Here is a 26,363-nt window from a genome sequence, read left to right on the forward strand (position 1 = left end):
CATGATGCAAGGCATGCAAATTCGAAATCACGCAAAATCAATGCGTTCCGGGGCCATTCTATGACACAAGTCGCGATCCAGCCAGCCATCCATCCCCGGCACCAACCCTGGTACAAGGTCCTCTACGTCCAGGTGCTGATCGCGATCGCGCTCGGCGTGCTGATCGGCTATGTCTATCCCGATCTCGGCAAGGCCCTGAAGCCGCTCGGCGACGGCTTCATCGCGCTGATCAAGATGATGATCGCGCCTGTGATCTTCTGCACCGTGGTGCACGGCATCTCCTCGATGGGCGACCTCAAGCGCGTCGGCCGGGTCGGGCTGAAGTCGCTGATCTATTTCGAGACTGTCTCGACCGTCGCGCTCGCCATCGGCCTGCTGGTCGGCGAGGTGCTGCAGCCCGGGCACGGCTTCAACATCGATCCAGCCACGATTGATCCGAAATCGGTGGCGTCATACGTCACCAAGGCCCACGAAGACGGCATCGTCGCCCATCTGCTGGGAATCATTCCCGACAGCTATGTCGGCGCGATCGCGCGCGGCGACCTGTTGCAGGTGCTGCTGGTCTCGATCCTGTCCGGCTTCGCCATCGCCTTTCTCGGCAAGGCCGGCGAGCCCATTGCGGATGCGATCGACAAGGCGGCGAAGATGTTCTTCGGCATCATCCGCATCATCGTACGCGTCGCGCCGATCGGCGCCTTCGGCGCGATGGCGTTCACCGTCGGCGCCTACGGCCTCGGCTCGCTGCTCAATCTCGCCGCCCTGATCGGCACGTTCTATCTGACCAGCATCCTGTTCGTGGTCGTGGTGCTGGGTGCTATCGCGCGGCTCGCCGGCTTCTCGATCCTGCGCTTCATCGCTTACATCAAGGACGAGCTCCTGATCGTGCTCGGCACGTCGTCCTCGGAGACGGTGCTGCCGCAGATGATCCAGAAGATGGAGCATCTCGGCGCCTCGCGCTCGGTGGTCGGCCTCGTCATCCCGACCGGCTACAGCTTCAACCTCGACGGCACCAACATCTACATGACGCTCGCGACGCTGTTCCTGGCGCAGGCGACCAACACCCATCTGACCATCTGGCAGGAGCTCGGCATTTTGGGCATCGCCATGATCACCTCGAAGGGCGCCTCCGGCGTGACCGGCGCCGGCTTCATCACGCTCGCCGCGACGCTGTCGATCGTGCCTGACATCCCGATCCAGTCGATCGCGATCCTGGTCGGCATCGACAAGTTCATGAGCGAATGCCGCGCGCTGACCAACCTGATCGGCAATGGCGTTGCCTGCGTCGTCATCAGCATCTCCGAAGGCGAGCTCGATCGCAATGCGCTGCACGAGACCATGGCCCATCCGTTGGAGAGCGGCGAATCGCTGGAGCCGGGTGGCAGCGCGGCCTCATAGACCTACGCACGGGGAACGCAAGGCCGGGTTCCAACGCGGTAGTCTCCCGGAGTAGTAAATTGATGCGGTACGCGTCACAACACTCGGATTGGGATCACGGATTGATACTCATTTTTTCCACCCGACGCGCTGGGGGCAGGGCGTCGGGTTTTTGAAAATCACTGCCGTATCCGAAACCGCCAAGCGGGATCAGATGATCCCGCCATGGATATGCAGCACCTTGGCGGCGAGATTGATCCGCCGCGTAGTCCCGATCGCCTGCAAGAACGCTTCGTCGTGGCTGACGACGAGCAGCGCGCCGTCATAGGCTCTCAAACCAGCTTCAACGGCTTCGATGGACTCGATGTCGAGGTGATTGGTCGGCTCATCCAGGATCAGCAGCCACGGCGGCCTCGTCCCGCCAAGCACGCAGGCAAGGCCCGCGCGAAACAGTTGCCCGCCACTCAGGCTGCTGACGACCTGCAAGGCGGCATCGGCGCGAAACATGAACCGGGCCAGCGCGGCATGGCACACATTTGCGTCCGCCGCTGGATTGAGACGGCCGAAGTTTTCCAGGATGGAGAGCGCGGGGTCGAGGAGGCTGACGTTCTGGTCGAACAGCGCGAAGTCGGGCCTGACCCGCACCGTACCCGCGGCGGGACGCAACTCGCCCGCAATGAGTCTCAGCAGCGTTGTCTTGCCCGAGCCGTTGGGCCCGACCAGCGCAACGCGCTCCGGACCGACGATCGAGAACGACAGGTCACGGAAAACCGGTTGCTCCGGCCGATAGCCGGCGCTGACGCCGTCGAGCCAAACCAACTCCCTGCCCGCCGGCAGACCAGTCGCGGGCAATTTGACCGACAGCGGTTGAAGAACCTCGATGCGGCGACGTGCCGTGTCGACAGTTTCCAGCGCCTCCGCGCGCCGCCGCTCGGCGATTTGCGCATGCTTGCCGCCGCTATCCTCGCTGCGGTCCTTGCGCGCGCCGGCCAGGATGCGCGGCATATCGCCCTTGGCGCGCTTCTTCCTGCCGCCGCTGTCCTTGCGCGCTTTCTTCTCCGCGGCCTCCTGCGCCTTCCCGTCGAGCTCGGATAGACGCTTCTCCGCATCTGCGAGATCTTGCCTGACGGCCGCGAGCTCGACTGCCTTCTGCTCGCGATAACGGCTCCAATTGCCGCCGTATCGTGTTGCGCCCAGCGACGTCAGTTCGACGATCGCATCCATCGATTCGAGCAAGTTCCGGTCGTGGCTAACGACGATCGCGCCGCCGCGCCAGGCCGCAAGGAGATCAATCACGGCGTTGCGGCCGTCGCGGTCGAGATTGTTGGTGGGCTCATCCAGCAGCAGGAAGTCGGGCCCGGCAAAGGCCAGCGCGGCGAGGCGAACCCGCGTGATCTGGCCTCCGGACAGGCAGGACAGCTCCGTCTCGGAAGCAAGTTCGAACCCGACGCGCGCCAGAGCGGTCTCCAGCCGCGCTTCGAGCGTCCAGTCGATTGCGGCGATGTCGTCGGCCGAGGCGTCGCCCCGCTCCGCGCGGCGCAGCAGCTCCAGCGCCGGCCGCACGCCGAACAGGTCGGCCACGGTCGCGCCCTTGAGGACCTGAACGTCCTGGCGCAGCAGGCCGATGGTGCCGTTGATCAGAACACGCCCGGACTGGGGAACATGCTCCCCGGACATCGACGCAAGCAGCGTCGTCTTGCCGACGCCGTTACGGCCGACGAGACCGGTCCGCTCGGCGCCGAACGTCAGATCGATATTGGAAAAGAGAGCGCGGCCGTCAGGCGTGGACAGCGAGAGGTTCGACAGGATGATTGAAGCAGGCATGGAATTCCCCGTGAGCAAGGCGGATGGGCTTTGCGGTCGGGGTAAGATCCATGGCTGCGAAGTTCCTGATTGAGATGCTCTAACTAACCCTATCGAAGAGCGAGATCAAGCCGGGACCGAGAGGACGACAGCGCATGAAGCGCTGACGTCCCGGTCGGCCCGCACCCTCAGCCCTTGAGCGCGGTCACCACCACCTCGATCAGCGCGCTGCCGCCGAGATCGGCGACGCCCACGGTGGCGCGGGTCGGCAGATCGTCGCCGAAGAATTCGGTCCAGGCCGCGTCCATCTCCTTCTTTTTGGAGAGATCGGTGACGAAGATCGAGGCGCTGACGACGCGGCTCTTGTCGGTTCCCGCTTCCTTCAGATAGCCGGCGATCTTGCCGAGGATGTTGCGGGTCTGCTCGCCCATCGAGACCGAGGTGTCGTCGGCGATGGTGCCGCCGAGGAAGACGAAGCCGTTGGCCTCGACGGCGCGGTGCATGATGGGCGTGCGGATGCTGCGGGTGATGCTCATGAGGTCCTCTTGTTGCTAGAGCGTGGTGGGATGAAAACGGTCGATGCCGAGATCGCTGATGCGGGTCTGGGTGCCGCCGTTGACGATCAGCTCGGCCATCACAGCACCGGCGCCGGGGCCGAGCTGAAAACCGTGCAGCGAGAAGCCGAACTGGTGATAGAGGCCCTTGTGGCGGCTGCTCGGACCGAACACCGGAATATCGTCCTTCATCTTCGCCTCGATCCCGGCCCATGCACGGACGATCGTCGCGCTGCGCATCACCGGAAACAGCTCGAACACGGTGCGCGCGCTGGTCGCAAGGCTCTTCCAGTCCAGCACCGTCTCGTTGCGATCCTGGTACGGCGTTGCCAGATGACCGCCGCCGATCAGCACGGTGCCGTTGGAGAATTGCTTGAAAGAGAGCTTGCGTCCGCGCAGGATCACGACGGGGTCGATGAAGTGCGGCACGCGCGAGGTGATCATCAGCATCGGCGCGACGGTCTCGACCGGCACCGGCTCGCCCAGTGCCGCCGCGATCTTGCCGGCCCAGGCGCCGGCGGCGTTGACCAGCACCGGCGCGGCAAAGGTTTCAGCGCCGACATCGACGTGCCAGAGCCCGTCGCTGTACCGGATGTTGCTAGCGGCGACGCCCTCGCGCATGGTGGCGCCAAGCTGCTCGGCCTTGCGCCGGAACGCCGTCGTCGTCTGCGCCGGATTGGCGGCGCCGTCGCGGCGCGAGACCACGCCGCCGGGACAGGTCTCGGCAACCGCCGGCACCAGCCGTCGCAGTTCGGTCGCGTCGATCAGCTCTTCATGGGTGAAGCCGAGCGCATTGAGTTCGGCCACGCGCGCGCGGCAGACCGCGAGCTCCTCCTCGTTCTCGGCCACTAGCACCTGGCCGTGGCTCTCGAAGCTGCAATCGTCGTCCAGAAGATCCTTGATCTTCTCCCAGATTCCCATCGAGCGGATCGAGAGCGGGATTTCAGGGATATGCCGGGAGAGCTGGCGAACGCCGCCGGCGTTGACGCCGGACGCATGGCGGCCGGCATAGTCCTTTTCGATCAGCACCGGCTTCAGGCCGGCGAGGCACAGATGCAGCGCCGTCGAGCATCCGTGGATACCGCCGCCGACGACGATCGCATCCACGTTTCGGCTCATCCGCGCACCACCGCCTTGACGTCGGCCTCGCTCTTCGGAACGGCAGCGAGCTCGGCGAGCGTGATCGGCTTCACGGGCGCACGCAGGCGGTAATAGCCGATCTCCTGCGGGCTCTTGCCGCGCGCTTGCGCCATCAGCTCCGTGACGGTGAGGCCGCAGAGCCGGCCCTGGCAGGGGCCCATGCCGGTGCGGCGATAGGCCTTGAGCTGGTTCGGCCCGGTTGCGCCGATCGCGACGGAATCGAGCACGTCCTTCGCCGTGACCTCCTCGCAACGGCACACGATGGTGTCACCGGAAGGAATACGGAACTGCGGCGCGGGGCGGAACAACGTGTCGAGGAAGACGCGGCCGCGTTCGGCCTTGCTGAGGCCGGCGCGCAAGGCTGCGATCGACGGCAGTTTTACCGCAGCCGCGGGCGCCAGCGCCTCCACCGCCGCGCGCGCCGCGATGCGGCCACGCACCACGGCTGCATTGGCACCGCCGATGCCTGCACCGTCCCCGGCGATCGCAATGCCGGCGACCGACGAGTTGCCGCTCGCATCGAGCACCGGCGACCAGCACAGTTGCAGATCGTCCCAGCGATGTTCGACGTCAGCGGACATCGCCAGATTGACGTTGGGCACGACGCCCTGATGCAGCAGCAGCAATTCCGCCGAAATGGTCTCACGCTTGCCGCCGGCGACGTAACTCACACTCGCGAGTTGACCATCACCGGCCGCGACAAGCTCGGTGACGCCGGAGACGACCTCCACCTCCGCCTTCACCTCGCGCATCATCGACAGGCCCTTGGCGAAATAGGGCGAGGTCAGGAAGGCGAAGGCGTGAGGCAGGGCGGCGAAATAATTGCCGCGTTCGGTGGTGTCGAGAATACGGTCGATGCGGCCGCCGAGGCGCAGGATCTGCGCGGCAAGCAACCACAGCAGCGGCCCCTGCCCCGCAATCACGGTACGGCCGTCGGGCACCAACGCCGATGATTTCAACATGGTCTGCGCGGCACCGGCGGTCATCACGCCCGGCAGCGTCCAGCCGGGAATCGGGAACGGCCGCTCCAGCGCGCCGGTCGCGAGAATCACGCGCTTCGCCTTGACGAAGGCGGATGCGCCACCGATCGAGACGGCGATATCGAGATTGCGATCGAGGCTCCAGACCGTGGCACGATGGATGACCTCCGCGCTGCTCGCGCGCAGCGCCTGCACGAGATCGGCACCGACCCAATAATCGGCGCCGAGTTGATTGCGATCGGTCACCGGCGTCGAGGAGATCGCGCGAAACACCTGGCCGCCCGGGCCAACATTCTCGTCCAGCAGCAGCGTCGAGAGGCCGGCTTCGGCGGAGGTCGCCGCGGCGGCGAGGCCGGCAGGCCCGGCGCCGATCACCACGACGTCATAGTCTTCGCGCTTGGGAGCCACACTCATCTTCCGATCTCCCGCTTGCCCTTCTGGATTTCGATCTGCATGCCCTCGGCCACAGGCACGAGGCAGCCCTGGCGGTTGCCGACGCCGTCGATGGTGACGAGGCAGTCGAAGCACACGCCCATCATGCAGTAAGGAAGCCGCGGCGCGCCGCTGACCGCGGTCGACCGACGCGCATCGACGCCGGAGGCCAGCAGCGCGGCGGAGACGGTGTCGCCCTGCCGCGCCGCGACGGCGACGCCATCGACGAAGATCTGCACTTGCGGACGTTTGTCCTGTTCGGATCGCTTGAACATGGGATGCCTCTGGGCTCCTTGAATCTCTAATAGCCGCTACTGTTGGCGGCGCCCACGCCGCCAAAACGGCTCGCGGAGAACGCGCCGACCAGCTCCGGCTCGAGCGCGCCCTGCACCACCATGCGCGCGATCTCGAAGGCATGGTTGGAGGCGAGCGTCACGCCGGAATGGCAGCAGGCGACGAAGGCGCCGGGATGGGTCTCCGACTGGTCATAGATCGGAAAGCCGTCCTGCGGCATGACGCGGATGCCAGCCCAGCTCCTGACCACGTTGAGCCGCGCGAGATGCGGGAACATGCGCTGCGCGCGATCGGTCATCACCGCACTGATCGAATGTTTCAGCGCGCGATCGTCGAGCTCGTCTTCCTTGCTGTCGCCGATCATCACCGTGCCCTCGTCGGTCTGGCGGATCGTGGTCAGGGGATGCGGGAGGAACGGCATGGTGCGCTCGGTCACGACGACCTGGCCGCGCGTGGGGCCCATCGGCGCGTAGAGGCCGACCATCGGCGCGAGCGACTGATTGGCATTGCCGGCGGCAAGCACGATCTTCGCGGCGCGCAGCTCGCCCTTCGGGGTCGTCAGGCTGAACTCGCCGCCGTTCTTGCTGATCGCAGAGACCGGCCGCTCCGGAAAATAGTCGATGCCGAAATCCCTGAAGCCGGTATGGAACGCGCGAAATGTCCGCAGCGAATTGACGTGGCCGTCGAGCGGACAATAGCTGCCGCCGGACACTTCCGGCCCGATCAGCGGCAGCGACTTCTTCACCTCGGATGCGGAGAGCATCTCCATCTTGTAGTCGGCAGCACCGGCCTGGTTGTGCATGCGCTTGACCAGCTCGGCGCGCTGGGCGAATTCGTCCTCGCCGAGCGTGAGATGAAAGCCGCCGTTCTGCTGAAGCGCGACATCCAGGCCGGTCTGCTGCTTCAGTTCGGATGCAAGCCTTCCCCACGCTTGCGACGCCTGCACGGTCCAGACTGTATAGGCGGGCATCCCGAGGCCCTTGCTCTGTACCCAGACCAGCGCGAAATTCGCGCGCGAGGCGCGTTTGGTGATGTCGCCTTCGTCGAGCACGGCGACCTTCTTGCCGAGCCGGCCGAGGCCCCAGGCAATGGCGGAGCCGAGCAACCCGCCGCCGACGACGGCGACGTCGTAATCCCCTGACATAAGTTCTCCTATCGTCCGGTGTCGCCACTCTTGCCGGCGAGCACACGGTCGAGCCCGTAGAAGCGGTCGAGCAGAATGAGGGCGGTCATGGTCACAGCGATCACGCAGGCCGAGACCGACGTCACCAGCGGATCGATGTTGTCCTGGATATAAAGGAACATGCGCACCGGCAACGTCTCGGTGCCAGGTGCGGCGAGGAAGACGGTCATGGTCAGATCGTCGAAGGACTGAATGAAGGCGAGCGCCCAGCCGCTGATGACGCCGGGCAGGATCAACGGCAAGGTCACGCGGCGAAACAGCGTCCAGCCCCCGGCGCCGAGCGAGACCGCCGCGATCTCGACGGTGCGGTCCATGCCGGTCGCCGCCGCCAGCGTCAACCGCAACGCGAACGGAAACACGATGATCACATGCGCGATGATCAGAGCGGCGAAACTGCCGCCGAGGCCGGCCGAGGTGAAGAAGCGCAGGAAGGCGATGCCGAGCACGACATGCGGGATCATCAGCGGAGACAGGAACAGCGCGGCGAGCGCATCGCGGCCACGGAAGCGATAGCGCGCGATCGCCAGCGCCGCCGGCACGGCAAACAGCAGCGCCACGAAGGACGAGAGCGCGCCGAGGCCAAGGCTGACCCAGAAAGCATGGATGAATTCCGGGTAGTTCGCGATCGCCCTGAACCAGCGTAACGAGAAGCCGTTGGTCGGCAGCGAGAGGAAGCCCTCGGGCGTGAAGGCGACGAGGCAGACCACCAGGATCGGCGCCACCATCACGATGACGAAGAAGGCATGGAAGACCAGCGCGAGCGGACCGTTCCGTCTCATCGGAACACCTCCGCATAGCGCCGCTCGATCAGCGTGTTGCTGCCGACGACGATCAGGACCAGCGCGACCAGCAGGAGGGTTGCGACCGCGGCACCGAGCGGCCAGTTCAATGTGTTGAGGAACTCGTCATAGGCCAGCGTCGCCGCGACCTTGAGCCGACGGCCGCCGATGATCGCCGGCGTCGCGAACGCGCTGGCCGAGAGCGAGAATACGATGATCGCACCCGACAGCACGCCCGGCATGATCTGCGGCATGATGATGCGGCGGATGATGGTGACGGGGCCGGCGCCGAGCGACATCGCGGCGTTCTCGATCTGCGGATCGAGCCGCTGCAGCGCCGCCCACACCGACAGCACCATGAATGGCATCATGACATGCGCGAGCGCGACGACCATCCCGGTCTCGGTGAACATGAAGGGGATGGGCGAGCGCATCACCCCGAGCGACATCAGGAGCTTGTTGACGAGGCCGTTGTTGCCGCCGAACAGCAGCGCCCAGCCGAGCGTGCGCGCCACCACGGAGATCAGGAGCGGCCCGAGAATGACCAGCAGGAAGAAGCTCTTCCAGCGGCCGTCCATGCGGTTGAGGATGTAGGCCTCGGGCGCGCCGAGCAGGGCCGTGAGCAGCGTGGTCAGGATCGCGATCCGAAACGTCCGCCAGAACATCTCCGCGTAATAGGGATCGGTCGCGATCTCGTGCCAGTTCTTCAGGATGAAGACCGGCTCGATGCCCTTGTACTGGCCCCAATCGTGGAACGACAGCATCACCGTCATCGCCAGCGGAATCAGCAGCACGCCGACGAACAGCATCAGGGCGGGCGCGGTGAGCGCCCATGGCGCACGAGCGCTGCGTTCCTCGGCGACCGCGCTCATGCGACCGCCCTCGCGCGCACGCTCATGTCCTCCGGCCGCCAGACGAGGCGAACCGCATCGCCCTCGGCCGGCTGCGCCTTGCCGTCGTTCTGGCGGATCACGATCGCCGGGCCGCATTCGCTGTCGCACTGGAACAGCCAGTGATTGCCCTGGAAGATACGCGTGATGATTTTTGCGCTGAGCCCTGCATCGCCGAAGCCGATTCTTTCGGGGCGAATGCTGACGATGACGGGGCCAGTGAGACCAGCCGGCGCCGGCGCGCGCCAGGAACCCGCCACTAGCTGCGTGGGCACGACGGTCCGGTCGATCGTGCCGGCAAAATCGTTGGTCTTGCCGAGGAATTGCGAGACGAAGGCCGAGGCTGGCTTCTCGTACGTCTCCTGCGGCGTGCCGATCTGCTCGATCTTGCCCTGGCTCATCACCACGATGCGGTCGGACAGCGACATCGCCTCGTTCTGATCGTGGGTGACGAGGATCGTGGTGGTGCCGATGGTGCGCTGGATCTGGCGCAGCTCGATCTGCATCTCCTCGCGCAGCTTGGCGTCGAGGTTGGACAAGGGCTCGTCGAGCAGCAGCACGCTCGGCTTGATCACCAGCGCACGCGCCAGTGCCACGCGCTGCTGCTGGCCGCCGGACATGCGGCGGGGATGGCGGTCCTCGAAGCCGGCGAGGCCTACCATCGCCAGCGCGGCACGGACGCGCTCGGCTCTTTCAGTGCGCGGCACGTTGCGCATCTCGAGACCGAAGGCGACATTTTCCGCCGCGGTCATGTGGGGAAACAGCGCGTAGCTCTGGAACACGATGCCGAGCCCGCGCTTGGCGGGATGGACCGCGGTCAGATCCTTATCCTCCAGGCGGATCGCGCCGCGGGTGGGATCGAGGAAGCCCGCGATCATCTGCAGGGTCGTCGTCTTGCCGCAGCCGGAGGGGCCGAGGAAGGAGATGAACTCCCCCTTGCCCACGGCGAGACTGAAGTCGTCGACCACAGTCTGCGCCCCGAACTGCTTGGCGACCCGATCGAGCTCGAGATAGGCCATGCGCTGTCTCCGCTGCGACGATCAGATCAACGCTCGACCTCGCGATTCCAGCGCTTGGTCCACTCCTCGCGCTTCTCGTTGATGACGGTCCAGTCCGGATTATAGAGCTTGGCGGCGCGCTCGCCGATCGGCGCCATTTTGCCGAACTCCGGCGGCACCACCAGCGATTTCAGCACCGGGCCGTAGCCGTATTCCTTCAACATCACGAGCTGGATCTTGGGATCGAGCAGCATCTTGACGAAGCTGGACGCGAGCGGCGAGGCGTTCGGCTTGGCGATCGGACATGCCGTCGTCAGCAGCGTCGCGGCGCCTTCCTTGGGATAAACGAAGTCGACGGGAAAGCCGGTATTGGCAAAGCTCTGCACGCGGCCGGTGCCCCACACCGCGATCACGGCCTGGCCGGACTGGAACAGCTCGGTCATCTTGCCCGGCGACGGCTCGTAAGCGAGCACGTTCGGATTGATCTGTTCCTTGAAGATCTTGAAGCCGGAATCGACATTGGTCTCGCCGCCGCCGTTCATCTTCGACAGCATCACCAGCGCTTCGAGACCGTAGGTGTTGTTGATGGGCGGGATCACCAGCTGCTTGGCGTATTTCGTGTCCTTGAGGTCGTTCCACGAGGTCGGCGGCGCCCAGCCCTTCTCCTTGAACACCTTGGTGTTGTACATCAGGCCGGTGGCGACGATGCCGATGGCGACGGCGCGATCATCCTTGAAGCGCGCGGTATCGTAGAGATCCGCCGGCAGGCCCTCGAGCTTGCCGCAGAAGCCCAGCTGAATCGCCTGGTACATCGGGCCGTCATCGACAATGGCGACGTCGATCTGCTGATTGCCCTTCTGCGCCTGGAGCTTTGCCAGCGTGTCGGTGGAGTTGCCGGCGACGTATTCGACCTTGACGCCGTTCTCCTTCTCGAAAGTGGGGATCACCTCGTCGCGGATCGTCTTCTCGAACGAGCCGCCATAGCCGGCGACGTAGAGCGTCTTTTGCTGGGCCGATGCGGCCGATGGGACGGCAATGAGCGCTGCGATGCTGGCCGCGGTCAGAAGGCTGAGAGTCTTCATATGGTCCGATCTCCAATACCGGGATGAGGTGACGTGCCCAAAATCTCCGACTGAGGCGCCTGCCGCATTTCCTTCCGCGCCAATCCGCCCGGACAGGGCTCCGGCCCCTGTTCGGCGGGTTTTGGCGCGATCTGGAGGTTTGAACTCCTCCAATCTGCCGAAAAAGCGGGCTGTCTCCAGTCCTGATGAAAAAGATCGCAACCTATACTTCCATCGTCCAATGAATAATGGCAACCTCTGTATGCCTAAATGTTATGGATGGATTGAGAATGGCGCGGATCAATTCGCGGCAGGTGGAAGCCTTCCGCGCGACCATGCTGACCGGCAGCGTCACCGAGGCGGCGGCGCTGATGACGGTGACGCAGCCGGCGGTGAGCCGGTTGCTGCGCGACCTCCAGGCGCTGTTGAAGATGGAGCTGTTCGAGCGGCGCGGCACCGGCCTCGTGCCGACCGCCGCGGCAATGGCGCTCTACACCGAAGTGGAGCGCTCCTTCGTCGGCCTCGAACGGATCACGGCCGCGGCCGAAGAAATTCGCGGCCGCCGCACCGGCTCGCTGCGGATCGCAGCACTGCCGGCACTGTCGAACGGCTATCTGCCGCGACTCACCGGTCACTTCCTGAAGGAGCGGCCGAATCTCAACCTGGCCTTCTTCGGCGTGATCTCGCCGATCGTGGTCGATTGGGTGCTGAACAATCAGTGCGACGTCGGCTTTGCCGAGGTGCCGATCGCGCATTCCGGCCTGCCGAGCCTGCGGCTGCCCGCCCCTGCACGCGTCGCGGTGCTGCCGACAGGTCATCGCCTCACGGAAAAGGAGGTTCTGGAGCCGCATGATTTCGAGGGCGAGACCTTCATCTCGCTGTCGGCGGGATCGTCGAGCCGGCACCTCGTCGACCAGATCTTCCACCGTCACGACGTCCGTCGCGTACTGCGGGTGGAGACTGCACTGTCCGAGATCATGTGCGGCATGGTGTCGTCGGGGCTGGGCGTCGCGATCTGCGATCCCTTCACCGCGCAGGAATTTTCGACCCGCGGCGTCGTCGTGCGCTGCTTCCTGCCACGCATCGATTTCGAGTTCTCCGCGGTGTTTCCCGCACAACGCAGCCCCTCGCCGGTCGCGCTCGATCTGGTCGAGACCATGCGCAAGTCACTCGTCGAGTTCGACAACCTGCCGGGAAGTCCTTTAGATTAAGACGATCTCGCCGCGGGCTCGCTGCAACCTCTCCCGCTTGCGGGGGAGGTCGGCGCGAAGCGCCGGGTGGGGGCTCTCTCCACCCAAGGACATTCTCAGCAGATCTCAAACAATCCCGACGCGGAAGCACCCCCACCCCAGCCCTCCCCCGCAAGCGGGAGAGGGAGCGCACCTGCTTCGTGGCTTCGAAAACGACGCTCAGCCGTTGAATGCGGCCTGCGCCTCCGGCAAATCCCAGATCTTGCCGATCGCGGCGCTGCCGGCCGCGGTGATCGCCGCTTCGCCGGCGCCGAGATAGCGCCCCTCATCGATCAGCACGCGGCCGTCGACCATGACCTGGTCGATGTTGGCGCGGTTGGCGAGCGCGATCAGCGCGCGGCGGGGATCGAACAGCGGCTGGAGATGCGGATGGGTGAAATCGACGACGGTGAGATCAGCCGTCGCGCCGGGCTCGATCCGGCCGAGATCGGACCGCTTGATGCCATCGGCGGCCACTGCCGTGTTCGCTTCGATCAGCTCGGGCGAATTGGCCACATCGGCGCGCTGCGAGGTGGTCTTGGAGATCAGCGAGGCCGCATTGAGCTCGCCGAGCAGATCCATGTTGTAACCGTCGGTGCCGACCACGGTGCGGACGCCGTGCTCGGCGAATCGGCTGAACGCCGCGGTGACACCGGCACGCGCGAACACGCGCGGGCAATTCAGCACGGTCATGCCGCGCGCCGCCATCAGCTTGAGATCGTCGTCGCTGCTGAACATGCAATGCGCCGCCATCAGGTCGGGCGCGAGCAGGCCGAGCCAGTCCAGATACTCCGCCGGCGTGCGACCGCCATAGCGCTTGCCGATGGTCTCGACCTCGGCGCGGCTCTGCGCCATGTGCGTGGTGATGGGCACGCCAAGCTCGCGCGCCCGCGTGGCGCAGGCTTTCAGCAGATCGGGGCCGCAGGTGTCGGTGGCATGCGGGCTCATGGCGAGCTTGATGCGGCCGTCGCCGCGGTTGTTCCAACGCTGGTGGAGCGCATCCCACGTCGCCATGTCGGCTGCGCCGTCATCGCCGGAATATTGCACGACGCCGTCAGGGCCGGCCTTCGCGTCCGACGTCGAGAACAGATAGGGCGCACCGTAGAAGCGGATGCCCATCTCCTCGGCGGCGTCGAACATTTCAGGGATCGAATTGCGGAACGGCTCCATCACCGTGGTGGCGCCGCCCTTGAGCAGCTGGAGGATGCCGAGCCGCGCCACCGCCATGCGTTCTTCCGCCGACAGGATATCGGCACCGCGCTTGGTCAGCGGCAACAGCACCGTGTAGACGATGCTCTGGTTGTTCTTGCGGCCGTTGCCGTCCTCGGTATGACTGCGCGCCACCGCCTCGCTGAAGCAGTGATTGTGCAGGTTGAGCAGACCCGGCAGCACGAAGCGACCGGGACGATCATAGACTTCGTCCGCGCGCGGCTTGTCGCGCGTGACAGCGGCGATCCTCTTGCCTTCGACGAGGACCCAATGGTCGCGCAGGACATCCTGCGCGCCGTCTTTCCGTGACAGCACGTAGCTGCCGAAGATTGCGATCGTGCTCATGAGGGGCGTACGTTCCAGAAGACGGCGGTGCCGTCGAGAATGCCGGTGATGGCCCTGCGATAGGCGGTCGGCTGTTTGTACAGGCCGATCGGGATGTAGGGAATCTCCTCGAACGCCACCGCCTGGATCTGGCGGCAGATGCGCTGCTGCTCCGCGAGCTCGGAAGCCGCCAGCCACTGGCTGCGCAACTCGCCCATCTTCGTGCTCGCATACCAGCCGGCGACTTTGCCCTCGCCGCGGATGTTGGTGTTGCCGGCGGGATTGAGCCAATCGATACCCTGCCAATTGCCGACCGCGGCGCTCCAGCCGCCCTGCCCGACCGGATCCTTCTTGAGCTGGCGCTGCAGCACGACGGCAAAATCGAGCCCGGCATATTCGACGTTCATGCCGGCCTTGCGCAAGCTATCGACCGCGATCTCGCCGAGCGGCTTCTGCGCCAGCGAATTGGTGGGCACGAGCACCACGATCTTCTCGCCATTGTAGCCGGCAGCCTTCAGGTCGGCCTTGACCTTGGCGTAGTCGCGCGGCCCGCGGAACACATCGAGGCCGACCTCGCTCGCCATCGGCGTGCCGGGCGCGAAGTAGCCGATCGGCGAGACCTGAAACGCGGGATCGACGCCGGCGACCGCCGTCATGAACGCGGACTGGTCGATCGCACCCAAGAGCGCGCGGCGGACCGCCGGATTGTCGAACGGCGGCTGCAGGTGATTGAGGCGCAGCATGCAGGCGTAACCTCTGGGATCGAGGATGCGCGTCTCGATGTCGCCGGCGGCCTTGATGACCGGCAACAGATCGTGCGGCGTGGTCTCCTGCCAGTCCTGCTCGCCTGTCTGCAGCGCGGCAACGCCGGTGCCGGCGTCGGGCGTGGTGGTCCACACCGCGCGATCGTAATGCACGATCTTCGGACCCGCGGTCCAATCCGGCTTGCCGTCGGTGCGCGGCTGGTAGCGCTCGAACTTGGCATAGGCATTGCGCGCGCCCTGCACGCGCTCGTCGGCGAGGTAGCGGTACGGACCGCTGCCGATGACTTCGGTCAGCGGCTTGAACGGATCCTGGCTCGCCAGCCGCTCCGGCATCATGAAGCAGGCATTGATTGCGGCCTTGCCGAGTGCCTGCGGCAGCAAAGGGAACGGGCGCTTGAGACGAAAACGGATGGTGCGGTCGTCGGCGGCGGACAGCTCGTCGGTCGCCTCCATCAGCTCGCCGCCAAAGCCGTCGCGCGCCGCCCAGCGGCGGATGCTGGCGACGCAGTCGCGCGCCAGCACCCGCTCGCCATCGTGCCAGAACAGGCCGTCGCGCAGGCTGAGGTCCCACTGGAGCTGGTCGCCGGAGATCACATGACCCGACAGCATCTGCGGCGAGACCTGGAGCGAGGCGCTCATGCCGTAGAGCGTGTCGTAGACCATGAAACCATGGTTCCGCGACACCTGCGCGGTCGAGTAGATGGGATCGACGAAGGCGAGATCGATCACGGGAATGAAGCGCAGCGTGGATTGAGATTCGGCACGGACGATGCCCGGCAATGACAGCCCCGGAACGGCAGCAGCGGCCTTGAGGAGCGAGCGGCGAGAGATGGGCATTAGTTCAGAGCTCCAGATTTGACCACAGCAGAGGTGCGCTCCCTCTCCCGCTTGCGGGAGAGGGTTGGGGAGAGGGTGTCTCGACGGGCGAGAACCCCCAAGAGGAGAGAGCCCTCACCCGGCGCTGCGCGCCGACCTCTCCCGCAAGCGGGAGAGTTGCAGCGAGCGCGCGGTTGAGATGTTTCCAGACATCGAACGGCATCATCTGACGTGTCACGTGTTGAGCAAGACCGCGCCGATCGCAGCGGCGACCGCCTGCTGCGCCGGCTCGACCACGGGCACGCCGATCGCATCCGCGATTGCCGCACGATGCGAGGCCATGCCGGCGCAGCCCATCACCACGACGTCGGCGCGGCATTGTGTGACCAGCGCAAGGCCGGCTTCGATCAGCCGTCCCCGGATATCGGCACCTGCCGTCTCGGCCGCGCTCGCGCCGACCGACCAGCTTCCGGCATAGCGGCCGTCGACGCCCATCACCCGCACCATGCGCTGCTGCCGCCGGATGCTCGACGGCGACAGCGCGATGATGCCGAAACGTTCGCCCAGCATCAGCGCGCGAAAGATGCCGCATTCGGCGATGCCCAACACGGGGCGGCCGCCGGCCGCCTCGCGCACCGCATGCAGGCCGGGATCGCTGAAGCAGGCCAGCACGAAGGCATCCGCATCGTCGCGCGAGACGCGATTGACCAGCGGCATCACGACGCTATCGGCATCGCGTTGCGAGCTGATACCGGGCGGCCCCTCGGCAAGGCCGACCACTTCGATGTCAGGCCCGCCGGCGATCCGCAGCGGCGTGACCGCCTCGTCGATCGCGGCCGTGACCGACGCCGAGGAATTCGGGTTGATGACGAGGATGCGGGTCATGGCGCTCTCTAGCGGTTGCCGGCCTCATGGCGCAGGAAGTTCTCCGCGATCTTCTCGCCGGTGGTGATCCAGACGTCCGGGCAGGACTTTGCGTAGGTCAGAAACTCGCGCAGCAGGCGCAACCGCATCGGACGGCCGCTGCATTGCGGATGCAGCACCGTCGTCACCATCGCGCCCCAGTCCCTTGTTTCGTCGAGCTCGTCCTTCCAGATCGAGAGCACGTGCTCCCTAGGGAAGATCGAGCGCGGGCTGAAGCGCGCCGACAGGCCATGCATCCAGTCGTCATAGCTCGCGGTGACCGGCAGCTCGATCGTGCCGGGCTTGCCGTCGGCAAGGCGATGGCGATAGGGCCTGACGTCGTCGCGGAACGAGGAGGTGTAGACGATGCCATGGCGCACAAGTGCTGCGCGCAGCTCCTCGGTGAACTCGCCATAGGGCGCGCGATACCCGGTCGGCCTGACGCCGAGCCGGCGCTTCAGCGCCTCGAAGCCGCGCTCCAGCTCCTCCTCGATCCAGGGATCGCCCGGATCGGGCAGCAGATGGTGATAGCCGTGATGCCCGATCTCGTGACCGGCCTTGAGAATGGATTCGGCCATCGCCGGATGCGCGTCGACCGACCAGCCCGTGACGAAGAAGGTGGCCTTGAGATCGAGCTGGTCGAGCAGCTCCAGCAGCTTCGGCGTGCCGACGCGCGCTTCAAAGCCGCCATAGCTCATGGTGATCAGGCGTTGCGCGTGAGCTGCGTCCTTGCTGGTCCATGCGCTCTCGGCGTCCACGTCGAACGACAGGAACATCGCGGATGTGTAGGGCTTCGGCCAGGGATATTCCGGCGCGGGATCTGCGGAGTTGGCCGGGATGAGCGGAATGCTCTGGAGTGCCTTACTGTCCAGCATTGATGGTCGCCTTCTCTATTGCGTTGTCGCTCAGTTTCCATTTCGCCAGCAGCGTACGATAGGTGCCATCCGCGATCAGCGCGTCGACCGCCTCCAGCATCGCCTGCTGCAACGCCTTTTCCTTGACCGGGAGCGCAATGCCGGTGAATTGCTGTGCGAGAGTCTGGCCGATCGGCACATAAGCGCCGGGCTCCTGATCCATGATGTAGGGCAGCGTCTCGTCGCCTTGAACGGCGGCATCGATGCGTCCCTGCTTGAGCTGGGTGCGGGCATCCGCCGAGCCGTCGGTGCCGACGAACACGATCGCATGGCCGCCGCAGTTCTTCTCGCTCCAGGTCGCAATCTGCGCCGGGAACATGGTGCGGCGGCTGGCGCCGACCTTCTTGCCGCAGAGCGCGGCGGCATCCTTGAACTCCGCCGCGCGAGACTGCTGAACGAAGAAGCGGGGACCGCTGCGAAGATAATCGACAAAGGTCGCGGTCTCATGCCGGCTCGCATAGTCGGTGAAGCCTGACAGAATTGCATCGACCCGGCCCGTCGCGATCGACGGCATGAACTCGGCAAAGCTGGTCTCCTGCCACTCGATCTTGACGCCGAGCTTGCGGCCGATCGCCTCGCCAAGCTCGACATCGAACCCGGACAACGCGTTGGTGGCGGGATCGCGGAACTCCATCGGCGGATAGTTCGGCACGATGCCAACCTTGATGCTGCCGCGCTTGACGATCTCCGCCGGCACCTCGACCGCCAAAGCCTGGACACTCATGGCGCCGAAAAGCGCCGCCGCAACGATAAGTCTCTTCATCAACATGCCCCCACTGCTAGATCACTGCCGAAAGAAATGCCCTGGTGCGCTCCTCGCGCGGCGCACCCAATACGTCCGAGGCGCGCCCCTGCTCGACGATCGCGCCCTGGTCCATGTAGACGACGCGGTCGGCAACCTCGCGGGCAAAGCCGAGCTCGTGCGTCACCACCATCATGGTCATGCCGCTCTTCGCCAGCTCCTTCATGACCGCGAGCACCTCGCCGACGAGCTCGGGATCGAGCGCGCTGGTCGGTTCATCAAACAGCATCAGCATCGGCTTCATTGCCAGCGCCCGCGCGATCGCGACGCGCTGCTGCTGGCCGCCGGAGAGCTGCGCGGGATAGGCGTCCGCCTTCGCGGACAATCCGACGCGGCGCAGCAGTTCGAGCGCCTCCGCGCGAACCTCGTCAGATCTGCGGCCCTGCACCTGGAGCGGACCTTCGGTGATATTCTCCAGCGCGGTCTTGTGCGGAAACAAATTGAAGCGCTGGAACACCATGCCGGTCTTCAAGCGCTGCCGCCCGATCTCGCGTTCGCTGAGCCGATGCAGCCGCCCACCCTGCTCGCGCACGCCCAACAGCTCGCCGTCGAGCCAGATGCCGCCGGCATCGATTGCAGCGAGCTGGTTGATGCAGCGGAGCAGCGTGGTCTTGCCGGAGCCGGAGGCGCCGATCAGGCACATCACCTCGCCGGGCCAGACGTCGAGCGAGACGCTCCTGAGAGCCTGGAACTCGCCAAAGTTCTTGGCGACGGAGCGGATCGCGCCGAGGGGCTTTGTCATCGCGCGAGCCGCAATGTGCCGCGCGCAAAACGGCGTTCAAGCAGCATCTGGAGCGGCGTCAGGATCGAGACCACGAGCAGGTACCAGAGCCCGGCGACGATCAGGAGCTCGATCACGCGGGAATTGGCGTAATAGATGTTTTCGGCATTGTGCAGCAATTCCGGGTACTGGATCACGCTCGCGAGTGACGTCGCCTTCACCATGCTGATGAACTCGTTGCCGAGCGGCGGGATCACCACCCGCATCGCCTGCGGCAGCACGATCCGCCGCAGCGCGCGCAACCGCCCCATGCCGATCGCCTGCGCCGCTTCATACTGCCCGATGTCGACCGCCAGCATGCCGGCGCGCATCACCTCGGAGGTGTAGGCGCCCTGGTTGATGCCGAGCCCGAGCAGCGCGGCGAGGAACGGCGTCATGACGTCGACGGCGCGTGCGGACCACAGGCCGGGAATGCCGATGGTCGGGAATACCAGCGCGAGGTTGAACCACAGCAAGAGTTGCAGGATCAGCGGCGTGCCGCGAAACAGCCAGGTGTAGCCGGCGGCGACCGTCTTCAGCACCGGATTGGGCGACAGCCGCATGACCGCCACGACGATGCCGAGAAAAATGCCGAGCGCCATCGCCAGCACCGCCATCACCATGGTGTTGACGATGCCTTCGAGGATGACCTTTGCGGTCAGGAAGCGGCTGACATAGGACCATTCGATCTGGCCGTTCGCGAACGCGCGCGCGATCGCGGCGAGCACGAGGATGATCAGCGCGGCGCTGAGCCAGCGAAACCAGTGCGGCTCACGCGCGATCTGCATCCCGGACAGGTCGGGGAAACCTTCCGCGAGTGCCGGCGCCGGCTTCATTGCGGCGCCGCGTTCAGCATGGGCTGGCCGACCGCGTTGGCACCCAGGCCCCATTTGTCGAGAACCGCCTTGTAGGCGCCATCGGCGATCATGGCGGCAAGCTTCTCGGTCACGACCTCGCGCAAGGCAACATCGTCCTTGCGGAACATGATGCCCTGATAGCCCTTGGCGAAAGGCTCGCCGACGACACGGTATTTGCCGGGCTCCTGCGTTTGCGCGTAAGGCAGCGTCTCGCTGCCCTGGACGGCGGCGTCGATGCGGCCCTGCTTGAGCTGGTTGCGGACGTCGATCGAGTTTTCGCCGGGGACGCATAAGATCGCAGGCTTGCCGGCCGGCTCGCAGTTCTGCTTGCTCCACTTCTCGATCTCGACCGGGAAGCTGGTGCTGCGAGTGGTGCCGACCTTCTTGCCGCAGAGATCGGTCGCAACCTTGGCCTCGCTCTCCGCCATCACGAAAAACTGCGGGCCGGTGGCGAGGTAATCGACGAAATCGGCGGTCTCGCGCCGCGAGGCGCGGTCGGAGATGCCGGAGATGATGAAATCGGCGCGCCTGGTCTGGAGCGAGGGGATCAGCTCGGCAAACGGCGTCTCGCTCCAGACGATCTTGAGGCCGCCGAGCCGCTTGGTGAGTTCGTTGGCCAGATCAATGTCGAGCCCGACCAGCTCGTTGGTCGCGGGATCGCGGTATTCCATCGGCGCGTAGGTGGAGTTGGCCGTGAGCTTCAGCGTGCCCGCCTGCTTGATCTCCGCCGGAAGCTCGGCCGCCTGCACGGATGTCACGGCAGTCAACGCTGCCAGCCCAAGGAAATGCAAGAGACGTGTCATGTCAGCTCCTTTGCTAAGGCCGTGCCATTTGATCAATCCGCATCGAGAACGGCCGGCTCGATGACGCCGGCACGTTCGGTGATCACCCGGTATTGCTCCGGCCGCCGGTGGGCGGCGAAGTTGAACATCTTGTCCTTGCCCTGGCGGCACAGGTCGAGATCGATGTCGGCCACGATCACCTCATCGGCGAGCGTCTGCGCCTGCGCGACGATGCGGCCATTGGGATCGACGATGCAGGAGCCGCCGATCAGCCCGGAGCCGTCCTCCTCGCCCGCCTTGGCCACCGAAATCGCCCAGGTCGCGTTCATGTAGGCGTTGGCCTGCGTCACCAGTGTCGAGTGGAAGGTGCGAAGTGCGCCGTCTTCGGTGGTGCCGCCATTGGGATCGTAGGCGGCAGAATTGTAGCCGATGCAGACGAGCTCGACGCCCTGCAGGCCGAGCACGCGCCAGGATTCCGGCCAGCGCCGATCGTTGCAGATCATCATGCCCATGATGGCGTGGGCCCAGGCCGAGCCGGCGCGGAAGGCGGGAAAGCCGAGGTCGCCATATTCGAAGTAGCGCTTCTCGAGCTGCTGGTAGCGTGCGCCCGGCCGTGGCTCCACCGAGCCCGGCAGATGCACCTTGCGATAGCGGCCGAGGATCTCGCCGTCGCGGTCGACCAGGACAGCGCAATTGTAGCGGCGGCCGTCCGGCGTCAGCTCGGCATAGCCGACATAGAAGCCGACGCGCAGCGCCCGCGCACGGTCGAACAGTTTTGCAACGGCCGGGTTCGGCATGCCGCGCTCGAAATAATGGTCGAGCTCGGCGCCTTCGAGCAACCAGCGCGGAAAGAAGGTGGTGAACGCAAGTTCGGGGAACACCACGAGGCTGGCGCCGCGGCCGGCGGCCTCCTCCAGCATGTCGAGCATCCGCTTCAGCGTATGCTCGCGCGTATCGGCTTTTTGCGTCGGCCCCATTTGTGCTGCGGCGGCGCGAAGAACACGAACCAAGATTGCCTCCAATCTGTGCGCGGTGCTGCCTCAATGGGCGAATGAACCCTTTGATGCGACGTGCAAATCCGCGGCCATTACGGGCGAGCGGGGCTGCAAAATCAATTCGTTCTGCTATGATGTTTTGGCCTTGAGTATAATCGGCAGTGATATGAACCTGCGTCAGCTCGAAATCCTGCGCGCCGTCATCCGCCATCGCACCACGGTCGCGGCCGCGGATGAGCTGGCGCTGTCGCAACCCGCGGTCAGCAACGCGCTGAAGACGATGGAGGCACAGGCGGGATTCGCCTTGTTCGAGCGGGTCAACAACCGGCTGTTTCCGACCGCGGAAGCGATGGCGCTGTACAAGGAGAGCGAGGCGATCTTCGCGCTGCATGCAAAGCTCGAGAACCGCGTGCGCGATCTGCGCGAGAACCGCTCCGGGCATCTCGCCATCGTGGCGACGCCGCCGCTGGCCTACAGCATCATTCCATCGGCGCTCTCCAGCTTCCTGCGCGGCCGCCCGGAGACGCGCATGTTCTTCGACGTGCGGCGCTACGAGGGCATCATCGAGGGCGTGCTCAGCCGCGTCGCCGAGCTCGGCTTTGCGCTCGGTCTGACCCATCATCCCGGCATCGCGCACGAGGTGGTGCACACCGGCGAGATGGTCTGCGTGCTACCGCCGCAGCACCCGCTCGCCGACAAGCCCGTGATCTCGGCCGCGGATCTGTCGGGCCTGCCTTTCATCGGGCTCGAGCGCGGCACGCGGCTTGGCGAAGCCGTGCGTGACAGTTTTGCCCGTGCCGGCGCGCCGTTCCGGCCGACGGTGGAGGTGCGCTACTGCAACACGGCCTGCGTGCTTGCGGCCGCCGGCGTCGGCGCCGCGGTGGTCGATCCCTTCTCGCCGTTGCAGAACGGCGGCAGCGGTCTCGTGGTCCGGCCGTTCACGCCGACCACGCACGCGGTGGCCTATATGCTATGGTCGGAAGCCGAGCCGCTCTCCCGCCTGGCCAAGGCGTTCCTCAACGAGGTCCGCAAGGAAAGTGCACTGCTGGAGCGTACAGCGTCACACCAGCAATATCGGGCAGAAAGCGACTGAGCTTCGCAACCTTTTCGGAGGCACATGGCACGCATCACCATCATCGAGACCGGGCAGGTCCCGCAAAAATATCGCGAGCAGCACGGCTCGTTCCCGGACATGTTCGAACGCATGGTCCGCGCCGAGGACCCGACCGCTACGGTGGACGTCGTCAGCATCCCGAACGGCGACGCGCTTCCCGATCCGGGCAAGCTCGAGGCCGTGCTGATCACCGGTGCTGCCGCCGGCGTCTATGACGGGCTCGACTGGATCGCGCCGCTGGAGGATTTCGTCCGCACCGCCTACGCCAACAAGACGCCGATGGTCGGCATCTGCTTCGGTCATCAGCTGATCGCGCAGGCGCTCGGCGGCACCGTGCGCAAATCCGAGAAAGGCTGGGGCATCGGCCGGCACGTCTATCGGGTGCTGCCGGAGAACGGCGTCGTCGATGGCGAGGAGGTCGCGATCGCCGCCTCACATCAGGATCAGGTGATCGAGCCGCCCAACGACGCGCTCACGATCCTCTCGTCCGACTTCACCCCGCATGCCGGCCTGCTCTACGCCAACGGCACCACGCTGACGGTGCAGCCGCATCCGGAGTTCGACCTGGAGTTTGCGGAAGTGTGCTGCGAGCTGCGTGACGGCAAGGTGCCGGAGGAAATTGTCGCGACGGCAAGGGCGTCGCTGGCGGAGCCGATGGACAGCGCCAAGCTCGGCGGGGCGATCACGAGGTTCCTGGCGAGGCGCTGATTTCACCTCACCCCGCTTGCGGGCAGAGGGAGAGGAAGCACTTCAGAACGGATCCGTTCCCAATCCCGGCACATCCGCGGGCCGCGGCCCGGGCGCGGCCCAGTGAAACCGGCGGTCCTTCTCCGCGATCGCGATGTCGTTGATCGACGCCTCGCGCCGCTTCATCAAGCCGTGCTCGTCGAACTCCCACTGCTCGTTGCCGTAGGAGCGATACCACTGGCCGCCGGCGTCGTGCCATTCGTACTGGAAGCGCGCGGCGATGCGGTTCTCGTCGAAGGCCCAGAGGTCCTTGATCAGGCGGTAGTCCTGCTCCTTCTCCCATTTGCGGGTGAGGAACGCGACGATGGCTTCGCGACCCTGCAAGACCTCGGAGCGATTGCGCCAGCGGCTGTCCTCGGTATAGGCGAGCGAGACGCGCACCGGATCGCGTGAATTCCAGGCATCCTCGGCCATGCGGGCCTTTTGCGCGGCGGTCTCACGGGTGAAGGGCGGAAGCGGCGGGCGCGACATGATGGCCTCATCGGTTGGTCGGGGCCGCAATCTATCGCCCCGATTGGTGGAGTCGATAGGCCACCACAAATCGGGTGATCACTTATCGGGCGATCACGAAATCAAATCGGCCTTCATCAAGGCGCGGATCGATTTCGGGATCGGCTGGGCGCGGCCGCCGCTGATGAAGGCGACGCGGACCTCGGCCTTCACCAGAACCTCCTCGCCGCGACGGACTTCCTGCGCCAGCATGATCGAGGCGCCCTTTACCGCAACCGGCCAGGTCACGACGTCGAGCACGTCGTCCATCCGCGCGGGTTTCAGGAAATCCAGATGCATCGAGCGCACCACGAACGCAAAACCCGCACCTTCGGTCTCCACCTGATCGAACAGCGCCTGCTGCTCGGCGCCCATCAGCCTGAGATGATTGGTGCGACCACGCTCCATGTAGCGCAGATAGTTCGCGTGATAGACGATGCCGGAGAACACTGGTTTGACGATGTCGCAACAGAAGCCCAGCGGGTTGGTTTCAATGGGTCGCTGGACGCGAAGGCGTGAATGAGCAGCAGATTATTTATCCATGCCCTTCCATCGCAAGCCGCAGCGCCTTCGGGATGCGCTGCGCTTTCTGTTGGACCGCCGGGCCGCCGACCGGCAGACATAATTTCAGAATGTTGATTTCGAGGCGCGGACGAAGATGTCCGTCTCGCTATTCCAGATACGGCGTCAGCACATCTTCGATCCATTTCATGAATGCGCGGACTCGACGCGACAGATCGCTCCGATGTGCTACGACGAGGGACACGGCGAGCGCCCGGCGACGAAAATCGGGTATGATCTCCACAAGCGCTCCACTCTCTAAGTATCGGCCAATCCCCAAGAGTGGCGCCTGAATCAGGCCAAGGCCGGCGAGGGCAGCGGCTTCGTAGGTCTGCGCGCTGTTGACGTGTAGCGCACCTGGCAACTGAAGCGTCGCGTAGCTGTCGCCGTCCGGATATTCCCATCCATAGGGTCTTGCGCCCAGCATCGTCGAAAAATGAATAGTCCGATGTTCCTGATGCCGGAGATCATCCAGCGATCGAGGGACGCCGTAGCGCGCCAGATAGGGGGGACTGGCAGCGTTGACCATGCGCAACAGGCCCAGTGGACGGGCAATCAGCGTCTCGTCCCCTATTGGTCCAAGCCGCAATACACAGTCGAACCCTTCTTGAACAAGATCGACTTGCCGATCCGTACTCGACACCTCCAGCTCCAACTCGGGGTGAGCCGCCATGAAATCCGGCAAGGCCGGCACGATCGTTGTGCGCGCCACCTCGGTCGGAAGATCGACCCGCAAACGCCCGCGAAGTGCCACGCGATCGCCTGCGAACATGGAGTGCAGGTCATCGACTTCAGCAAGCAGATCGCGGGCACGCGCATGAAATGCGCGTCCGTCTTCCGTCAACTGAACGCTGCGCGTCGTCCGGTGCAGGAGCCTCACACCAACATCTTCTTCCAGCTTCCGGACCGCCGTTGAAGCCCTTCCCTTCTGAATGCCCAGGCTATCGGCTGCGCGGGTGAAGCTCCCCATTTCCGCTACCGTTATGAAAATGAGGATCGGTTCGAGATTCTGCATTTTCATGCCTCGGTATTGTTCACCGCAGGGAGAACAGTGAGTTCATTTCCTGGGTGTTTATCATACCTAAGAGACACAGTAAGTGAGCTCCGAATATGGGATCCCCCCATCGGAGAACGACAAGTGTCCCAAACTATGAACCTGCATCACGTGCCTGAAGCTATGATCTTGCATCGCAGCCTATGGGCCGGCCGGATAGTGAGCGCGTTTTATCGCTCTGGTGGCAGACGGCACTATTCAGCTTTTCGCGCCGTCACAGATCGCGAGCATGTTGCACGAAACCGGGTTCGCGATGGACCTGACCTGTGTCGTGGGTCTGATCATACTCGCCTGCGCCATCCTTTACGCCATCCCGGCCACCGCCGTCCTCGGCGCGATCCTAGTGACGGGCTTTTTGGGAGGTGCCACCTGCGCCCATGTCCGCATTGGTGAGTTGGGATCGCCGCCGGAAATCATTTCCCTGCTTCTGGGCGCGATGACATGGGGCGGCCTCTACGCGCGCGATCCCCGAATCCGGGCCATTCTGCCGCTCATCCGTTGAACCAACAGGGGCAGTGCTCTGTCCCTCAAGATCAGGAGAAAACGCATGTTCTT

General features: G+C 65.1%; 27 protein-coding genes. 5 read left to right on the forward strand and 22 right to left on the reverse strand.

What is annotated here, in order from left to right:
• The first annotated feature begins 60 nt into the window (after positions 1 to 60).
• On the forward strand, positions 61 to 1,395 hold the full coding sequence (locus IVB24_RS34805; RefSeq protein ID WP_247771066.1) for a dicarboxylate/amino acid:cation symporter: 1,335 nt from the start codon (positions 61 to 63) through the stop codon (positions 1,393 to 1,395).
• A 189-nt stretch (positions 1,396 to 1,584) separates the two neighbouring features.
• Here the strand turns inward: IVB24_RS34805 and IVB24_RS34810 are convergent, their stop codons facing one another.
• The 10 genes from IVB24_RS34810 to IVB24_RS34855 all read right to left on the reverse strand — a co-directional run bounded on the left by IVB24_RS34810 (position 1,585) and on the right by IVB24_RS34855 (position 11,509).
• The gene (locus IVB24_RS34810; RefSeq protein ID WP_247771068.1) at positions 1,585 to 3,198 is read right to left on the reverse strand and encodes an ABC-F family ATP-binding cassette domain-containing protein; all 1,614 of its coding nucleotides are present in this window, start codon (positions 3,196 to 3,198) and stop codon (positions 1,585 to 1,587) included.
• A gap of 167 nt (positions 3,199 to 3,365) precedes the next feature.
• Positions 3,366 to 3,713 (reverse strand): RidA family protein, encoded by a 348-nt coding sequence (locus tag IVB24_RS34815; RefSeq protein WP_247771069.1) that lies wholly within the window; start codon positions 3,711 to 3,713, stop codon positions 3,366 to 3,368.
• Positions 3,714 to 3,728: 15 nt separating this feature from the next.
• Positions 3,729 to 4,850: an FAD-dependent oxidoreductase gene (locus IVB24_RS34820; protein WP_247771076.1), complete on the reverse strand. Its 1,122-nt coding sequence runs from the start codon at positions 4,848 to 4,850 to the stop codon at positions 3,729 to 3,731.
• Complete coding sequence (locus IVB24_RS34825; RefSeq protein WP_247771077.1) at positions 4,847 to 6,265, reverse strand: (2Fe-2S)-binding protein; 1,419 nt, start codon at positions 6,263 to 6,265, stop codon at positions 4,847 to 4,849. Before IVB24_RS34825 ends, IVB24_RS34820 begins: the two co-directional genes overlap by 4 nt.
• Positions 6,262 to 6,558, reverse strand: a complete 297-nt coding sequence (locus IVB24_RS34830) for a (2Fe-2S)-binding protein (protein WP_094976825.1) — start codon at positions 6,556 to 6,558, stop codon at positions 6,262 to 6,264. The genes IVB24_RS34825 and IVB24_RS34830 overlap by 4 nt, the downstream gene beginning before the upstream one ends.
• Before the next feature lie 26 nt (positions 6,559 to 6,584).
• The gene (locus IVB24_RS34835; protein ID WP_247771078.1) at positions 6,585 to 7,721 is read right to left on the reverse strand and encodes an FAD-dependent oxidoreductase; all 1,137 of its coding nucleotides are present in this window, start codon (positions 7,719 to 7,721) and stop codon (positions 6,585 to 6,587) included.
• Between the two features lie 8 nt (positions 7,722 to 7,729).
• Complete coding sequence (locus IVB24_RS34840) at positions 7,730 to 8,539, reverse strand: ABC transporter permease (protein WP_140481175.1); 810 nt, start codon at positions 8,537 to 8,539, stop codon at positions 7,730 to 7,732.
• A complete protein-coding gene (locus tag IVB24_RS34845; RefSeq protein WP_247771079.1) occupies positions 8,536 to 9,411 on the reverse strand; it encodes an ABC transporter permease in 876 nt (291 codons plus the stop codon). The genes IVB24_RS34840 and IVB24_RS34845 overlap by 4 nt, the downstream gene beginning before the upstream one ends.
• The gene (locus IVB24_RS34850; RefSeq protein WP_247771081.1) at positions 9,408 to 10,448 is read right to left on the reverse strand and encodes an ABC transporter ATP-binding protein; all 1,041 of its coding nucleotides are present in this window, start codon (positions 10,446 to 10,448) and stop codon (positions 9,408 to 9,410) included. Before IVB24_RS34850 ends, IVB24_RS34845 begins: the two co-directional genes overlap by 4 nt.
• 26 nt (positions 10,449 to 10,474) lie before the next feature.
• Positions 10,475 to 11,509, reverse strand: a complete 1,035-nt coding sequence (locus tag IVB24_RS34855; protein WP_247771082.1) for an ABC transporter substrate-binding protein — start codon at positions 11,507 to 11,509, stop codon at positions 10,475 to 10,477.
• A 269-nt stretch (positions 11,510 to 11,778) separates the two neighbouring features.
• Here IVB24_RS34855 and IVB24_RS34860 point away from each other — a divergent pair, with 269 nt between their 5' ends.
• Positions 11,779 to 12,699, forward strand: coding sequence for a LysR substrate-binding domain-containing protein (locus IVB24_RS34860; RefSeq protein ID WP_247771084.1), 921 nt, complete (start codon positions 11,779 to 11,781; stop codon positions 12,697 to 12,699).
• A gap of 198 nt (positions 12,700 to 12,897) precedes the next feature.
• On the opposite strand, the gene IVB24_RS34865 is transcribed toward IVB24_RS34860, so the two are convergent.
• From IVB24_RS34865 to IVB24_RS34905, 9 genes are all read right to left on the reverse strand, one after another.
• Positions 12,898 to 14,271, reverse strand: a complete 1,374-nt coding sequence (locus tag IVB24_RS34865; protein ID WP_247771092.1) for an amidohydrolase family protein — start codon at positions 14,269 to 14,271, stop codon at positions 12,898 to 12,900.
• Entirely contained in the window at positions 14,268 to 15,851 is a 1,584-nt protein-coding gene (locus IVB24_RS34870) for an ABC transporter substrate-binding protein (protein ID WP_247771094.1), read from the reverse strand. Before IVB24_RS34870 ends, IVB24_RS34865 begins: the two co-directional genes overlap by 4 nt.
• A gap of 213 nt (positions 15,852 to 16,064) precedes the next feature.
• Complete coding sequence (locus tag IVB24_RS34875; RefSeq protein ID WP_247771096.1) at positions 16,065 to 16,715, reverse strand: aspartate/glutamate racemase family protein; 651 nt, start codon at positions 16,713 to 16,715, stop codon at positions 16,065 to 16,067.
• Between the two features lie 8 nt (positions 16,716 to 16,723).
• Positions 16,724 to 17,608, reverse strand: a complete 885-nt coding sequence (locus IVB24_RS34880; RefSeq protein WP_247771098.1) for a polysaccharide deacetylase — start codon at positions 17,606 to 17,608, stop codon at positions 16,724 to 16,726.
• Positions 17,595 to 18,410 carry an ABC transporter substrate-binding protein gene (locus tag IVB24_RS34885; RefSeq protein ID WP_247771099.1) on the reverse strand — a complete coding sequence of 272 codons (816 nt, stop codon included), beginning with the start codon at positions 18,408 to 18,410 and terminating at the stop codon, positions 17,595 to 17,597. Before IVB24_RS34885 ends, IVB24_RS34880 begins: the two co-directional genes overlap by 14 nt.
• Positions 18,411 to 18,426: 16 nt before the next feature.
• Complete coding sequence (locus tag IVB24_RS34890; protein ID WP_247771101.1) at positions 18,427 to 19,191, reverse strand: amino acid ABC transporter ATP-binding protein; 765 nt, start codon at positions 19,189 to 19,191, stop codon at positions 18,427 to 18,429.
• Positions 19,188 to 20,045 carry an amino acid ABC transporter permease gene (locus tag IVB24_RS34895; RefSeq protein ID WP_247771103.1) on the reverse strand — a complete coding sequence of 286 codons (858 nt, stop codon included), beginning with the start codon at positions 20,043 to 20,045 and terminating at the stop codon, positions 19,188 to 19,190. Before IVB24_RS34895 ends, IVB24_RS34890 begins: the two co-directional genes overlap by 4 nt.
• Positions 20,042 to 20,869 carry an ABC transporter substrate-binding protein gene (locus tag IVB24_RS34900; protein WP_247771105.1) on the reverse strand — a complete coding sequence of 276 codons (828 nt, stop codon included), beginning with the start codon at positions 20,867 to 20,869 and terminating at the stop codon, positions 20,042 to 20,044. The genes IVB24_RS34895 and IVB24_RS34900 overlap by 4 nt, the downstream gene beginning before the upstream one ends.
• A 32-nt stretch (positions 20,870 to 20,901) precedes the next feature.
• Positions 20,902 to 21,825, reverse strand: coding sequence for an N-carbamoyl-D-amino-acid hydrolase (locus IVB24_RS34905; protein WP_244637546.1), 924 nt, complete (start codon positions 21,823 to 21,825; stop codon positions 20,902 to 20,904).
• 184 nt (positions 21,826 to 22,009) lie between these two features.
• Between IVB24_RS34905 and IVB24_RS34910 the strand changes: the two genes are divergently transcribed.
• Positions 22,010 to 22,936, forward strand: a complete 927-nt coding sequence (locus IVB24_RS34910; RefSeq protein ID WP_247771106.1) for a LysR family transcriptional regulator — start codon at positions 22,010 to 22,012, stop codon at positions 22,934 to 22,936.
• A 24-nt stretch (positions 22,937 to 22,960) separates the two neighbouring features.
• Positions 22,961 to 23,665: a type 1 glutamine amidotransferase gene (locus IVB24_RS34915; RefSeq protein WP_247771110.1), complete on the forward strand. Its 705-nt coding sequence runs from the start codon at positions 22,961 to 22,963 to the stop codon at positions 23,663 to 23,665.
• A gap of 42 nt (positions 23,666 to 23,707) precedes the next feature.
• On the opposite strand, the gene IVB24_RS34920 is transcribed toward IVB24_RS34915, so the two are convergent.
• The 3 genes from IVB24_RS34920 to IVB24_RS34930 all read right to left on the reverse strand — a co-directional run bounded on the left by IVB24_RS34920 (position 23,708) and on the right by IVB24_RS34930 (position 25,769).
• Positions 23,708 to 24,175, reverse strand: coding sequence for a nuclear transport factor 2 family protein (locus tag IVB24_RS34920; protein WP_094976808.1), 468 nt, complete (start codon positions 24,173 to 24,175; stop codon positions 23,708 to 23,710).
• 93 nt (positions 24,176 to 24,268) lie between these two features.
• A complete protein-coding gene (locus tag IVB24_RS34925; protein ID WP_346771385.1) occupies positions 24,269 to 24,601 on the reverse strand; it encodes a thioesterase family protein in 333 nt (110 codons plus the stop codon).
• 262 nt (positions 24,602 to 24,863) lie between these two features.
• Positions 24,864 to 25,769 carry a LysR family transcriptional regulator gene (locus tag IVB24_RS34930; protein ID WP_247447448.1) on the reverse strand — a complete coding sequence of 302 codons (906 nt, stop codon included), beginning with the start codon at positions 25,767 to 25,769 and terminating at the stop codon, positions 24,864 to 24,866.
• A 268-nt stretch (positions 25,770 to 26,037) separates the two neighbouring features.
• Between IVB24_RS34930 and IVB24_RS34935 the strand changes: the two genes are divergently transcribed.
• A complete protein-coding gene (locus IVB24_RS34935; protein WP_247447447.1) occupies positions 26,038 to 26,310 on the forward strand; it encodes a DoxX family protein in 273 nt (90 codons plus the stop codon).
• Positions 26,311 to 26,363: the final 53 nt, after the last annotated feature.

This window comes from Bradyrhizobium sp. 192 (genome assembly GCF_023100965.1).
GTDB classification, from domain to species: domain Bacteria; phylum Pseudomonadota; class Alphaproteobacteria; order Rhizobiales; family Xanthobacteraceae; genus Bradyrhizobium; species Bradyrhizobium symbiodeficiens.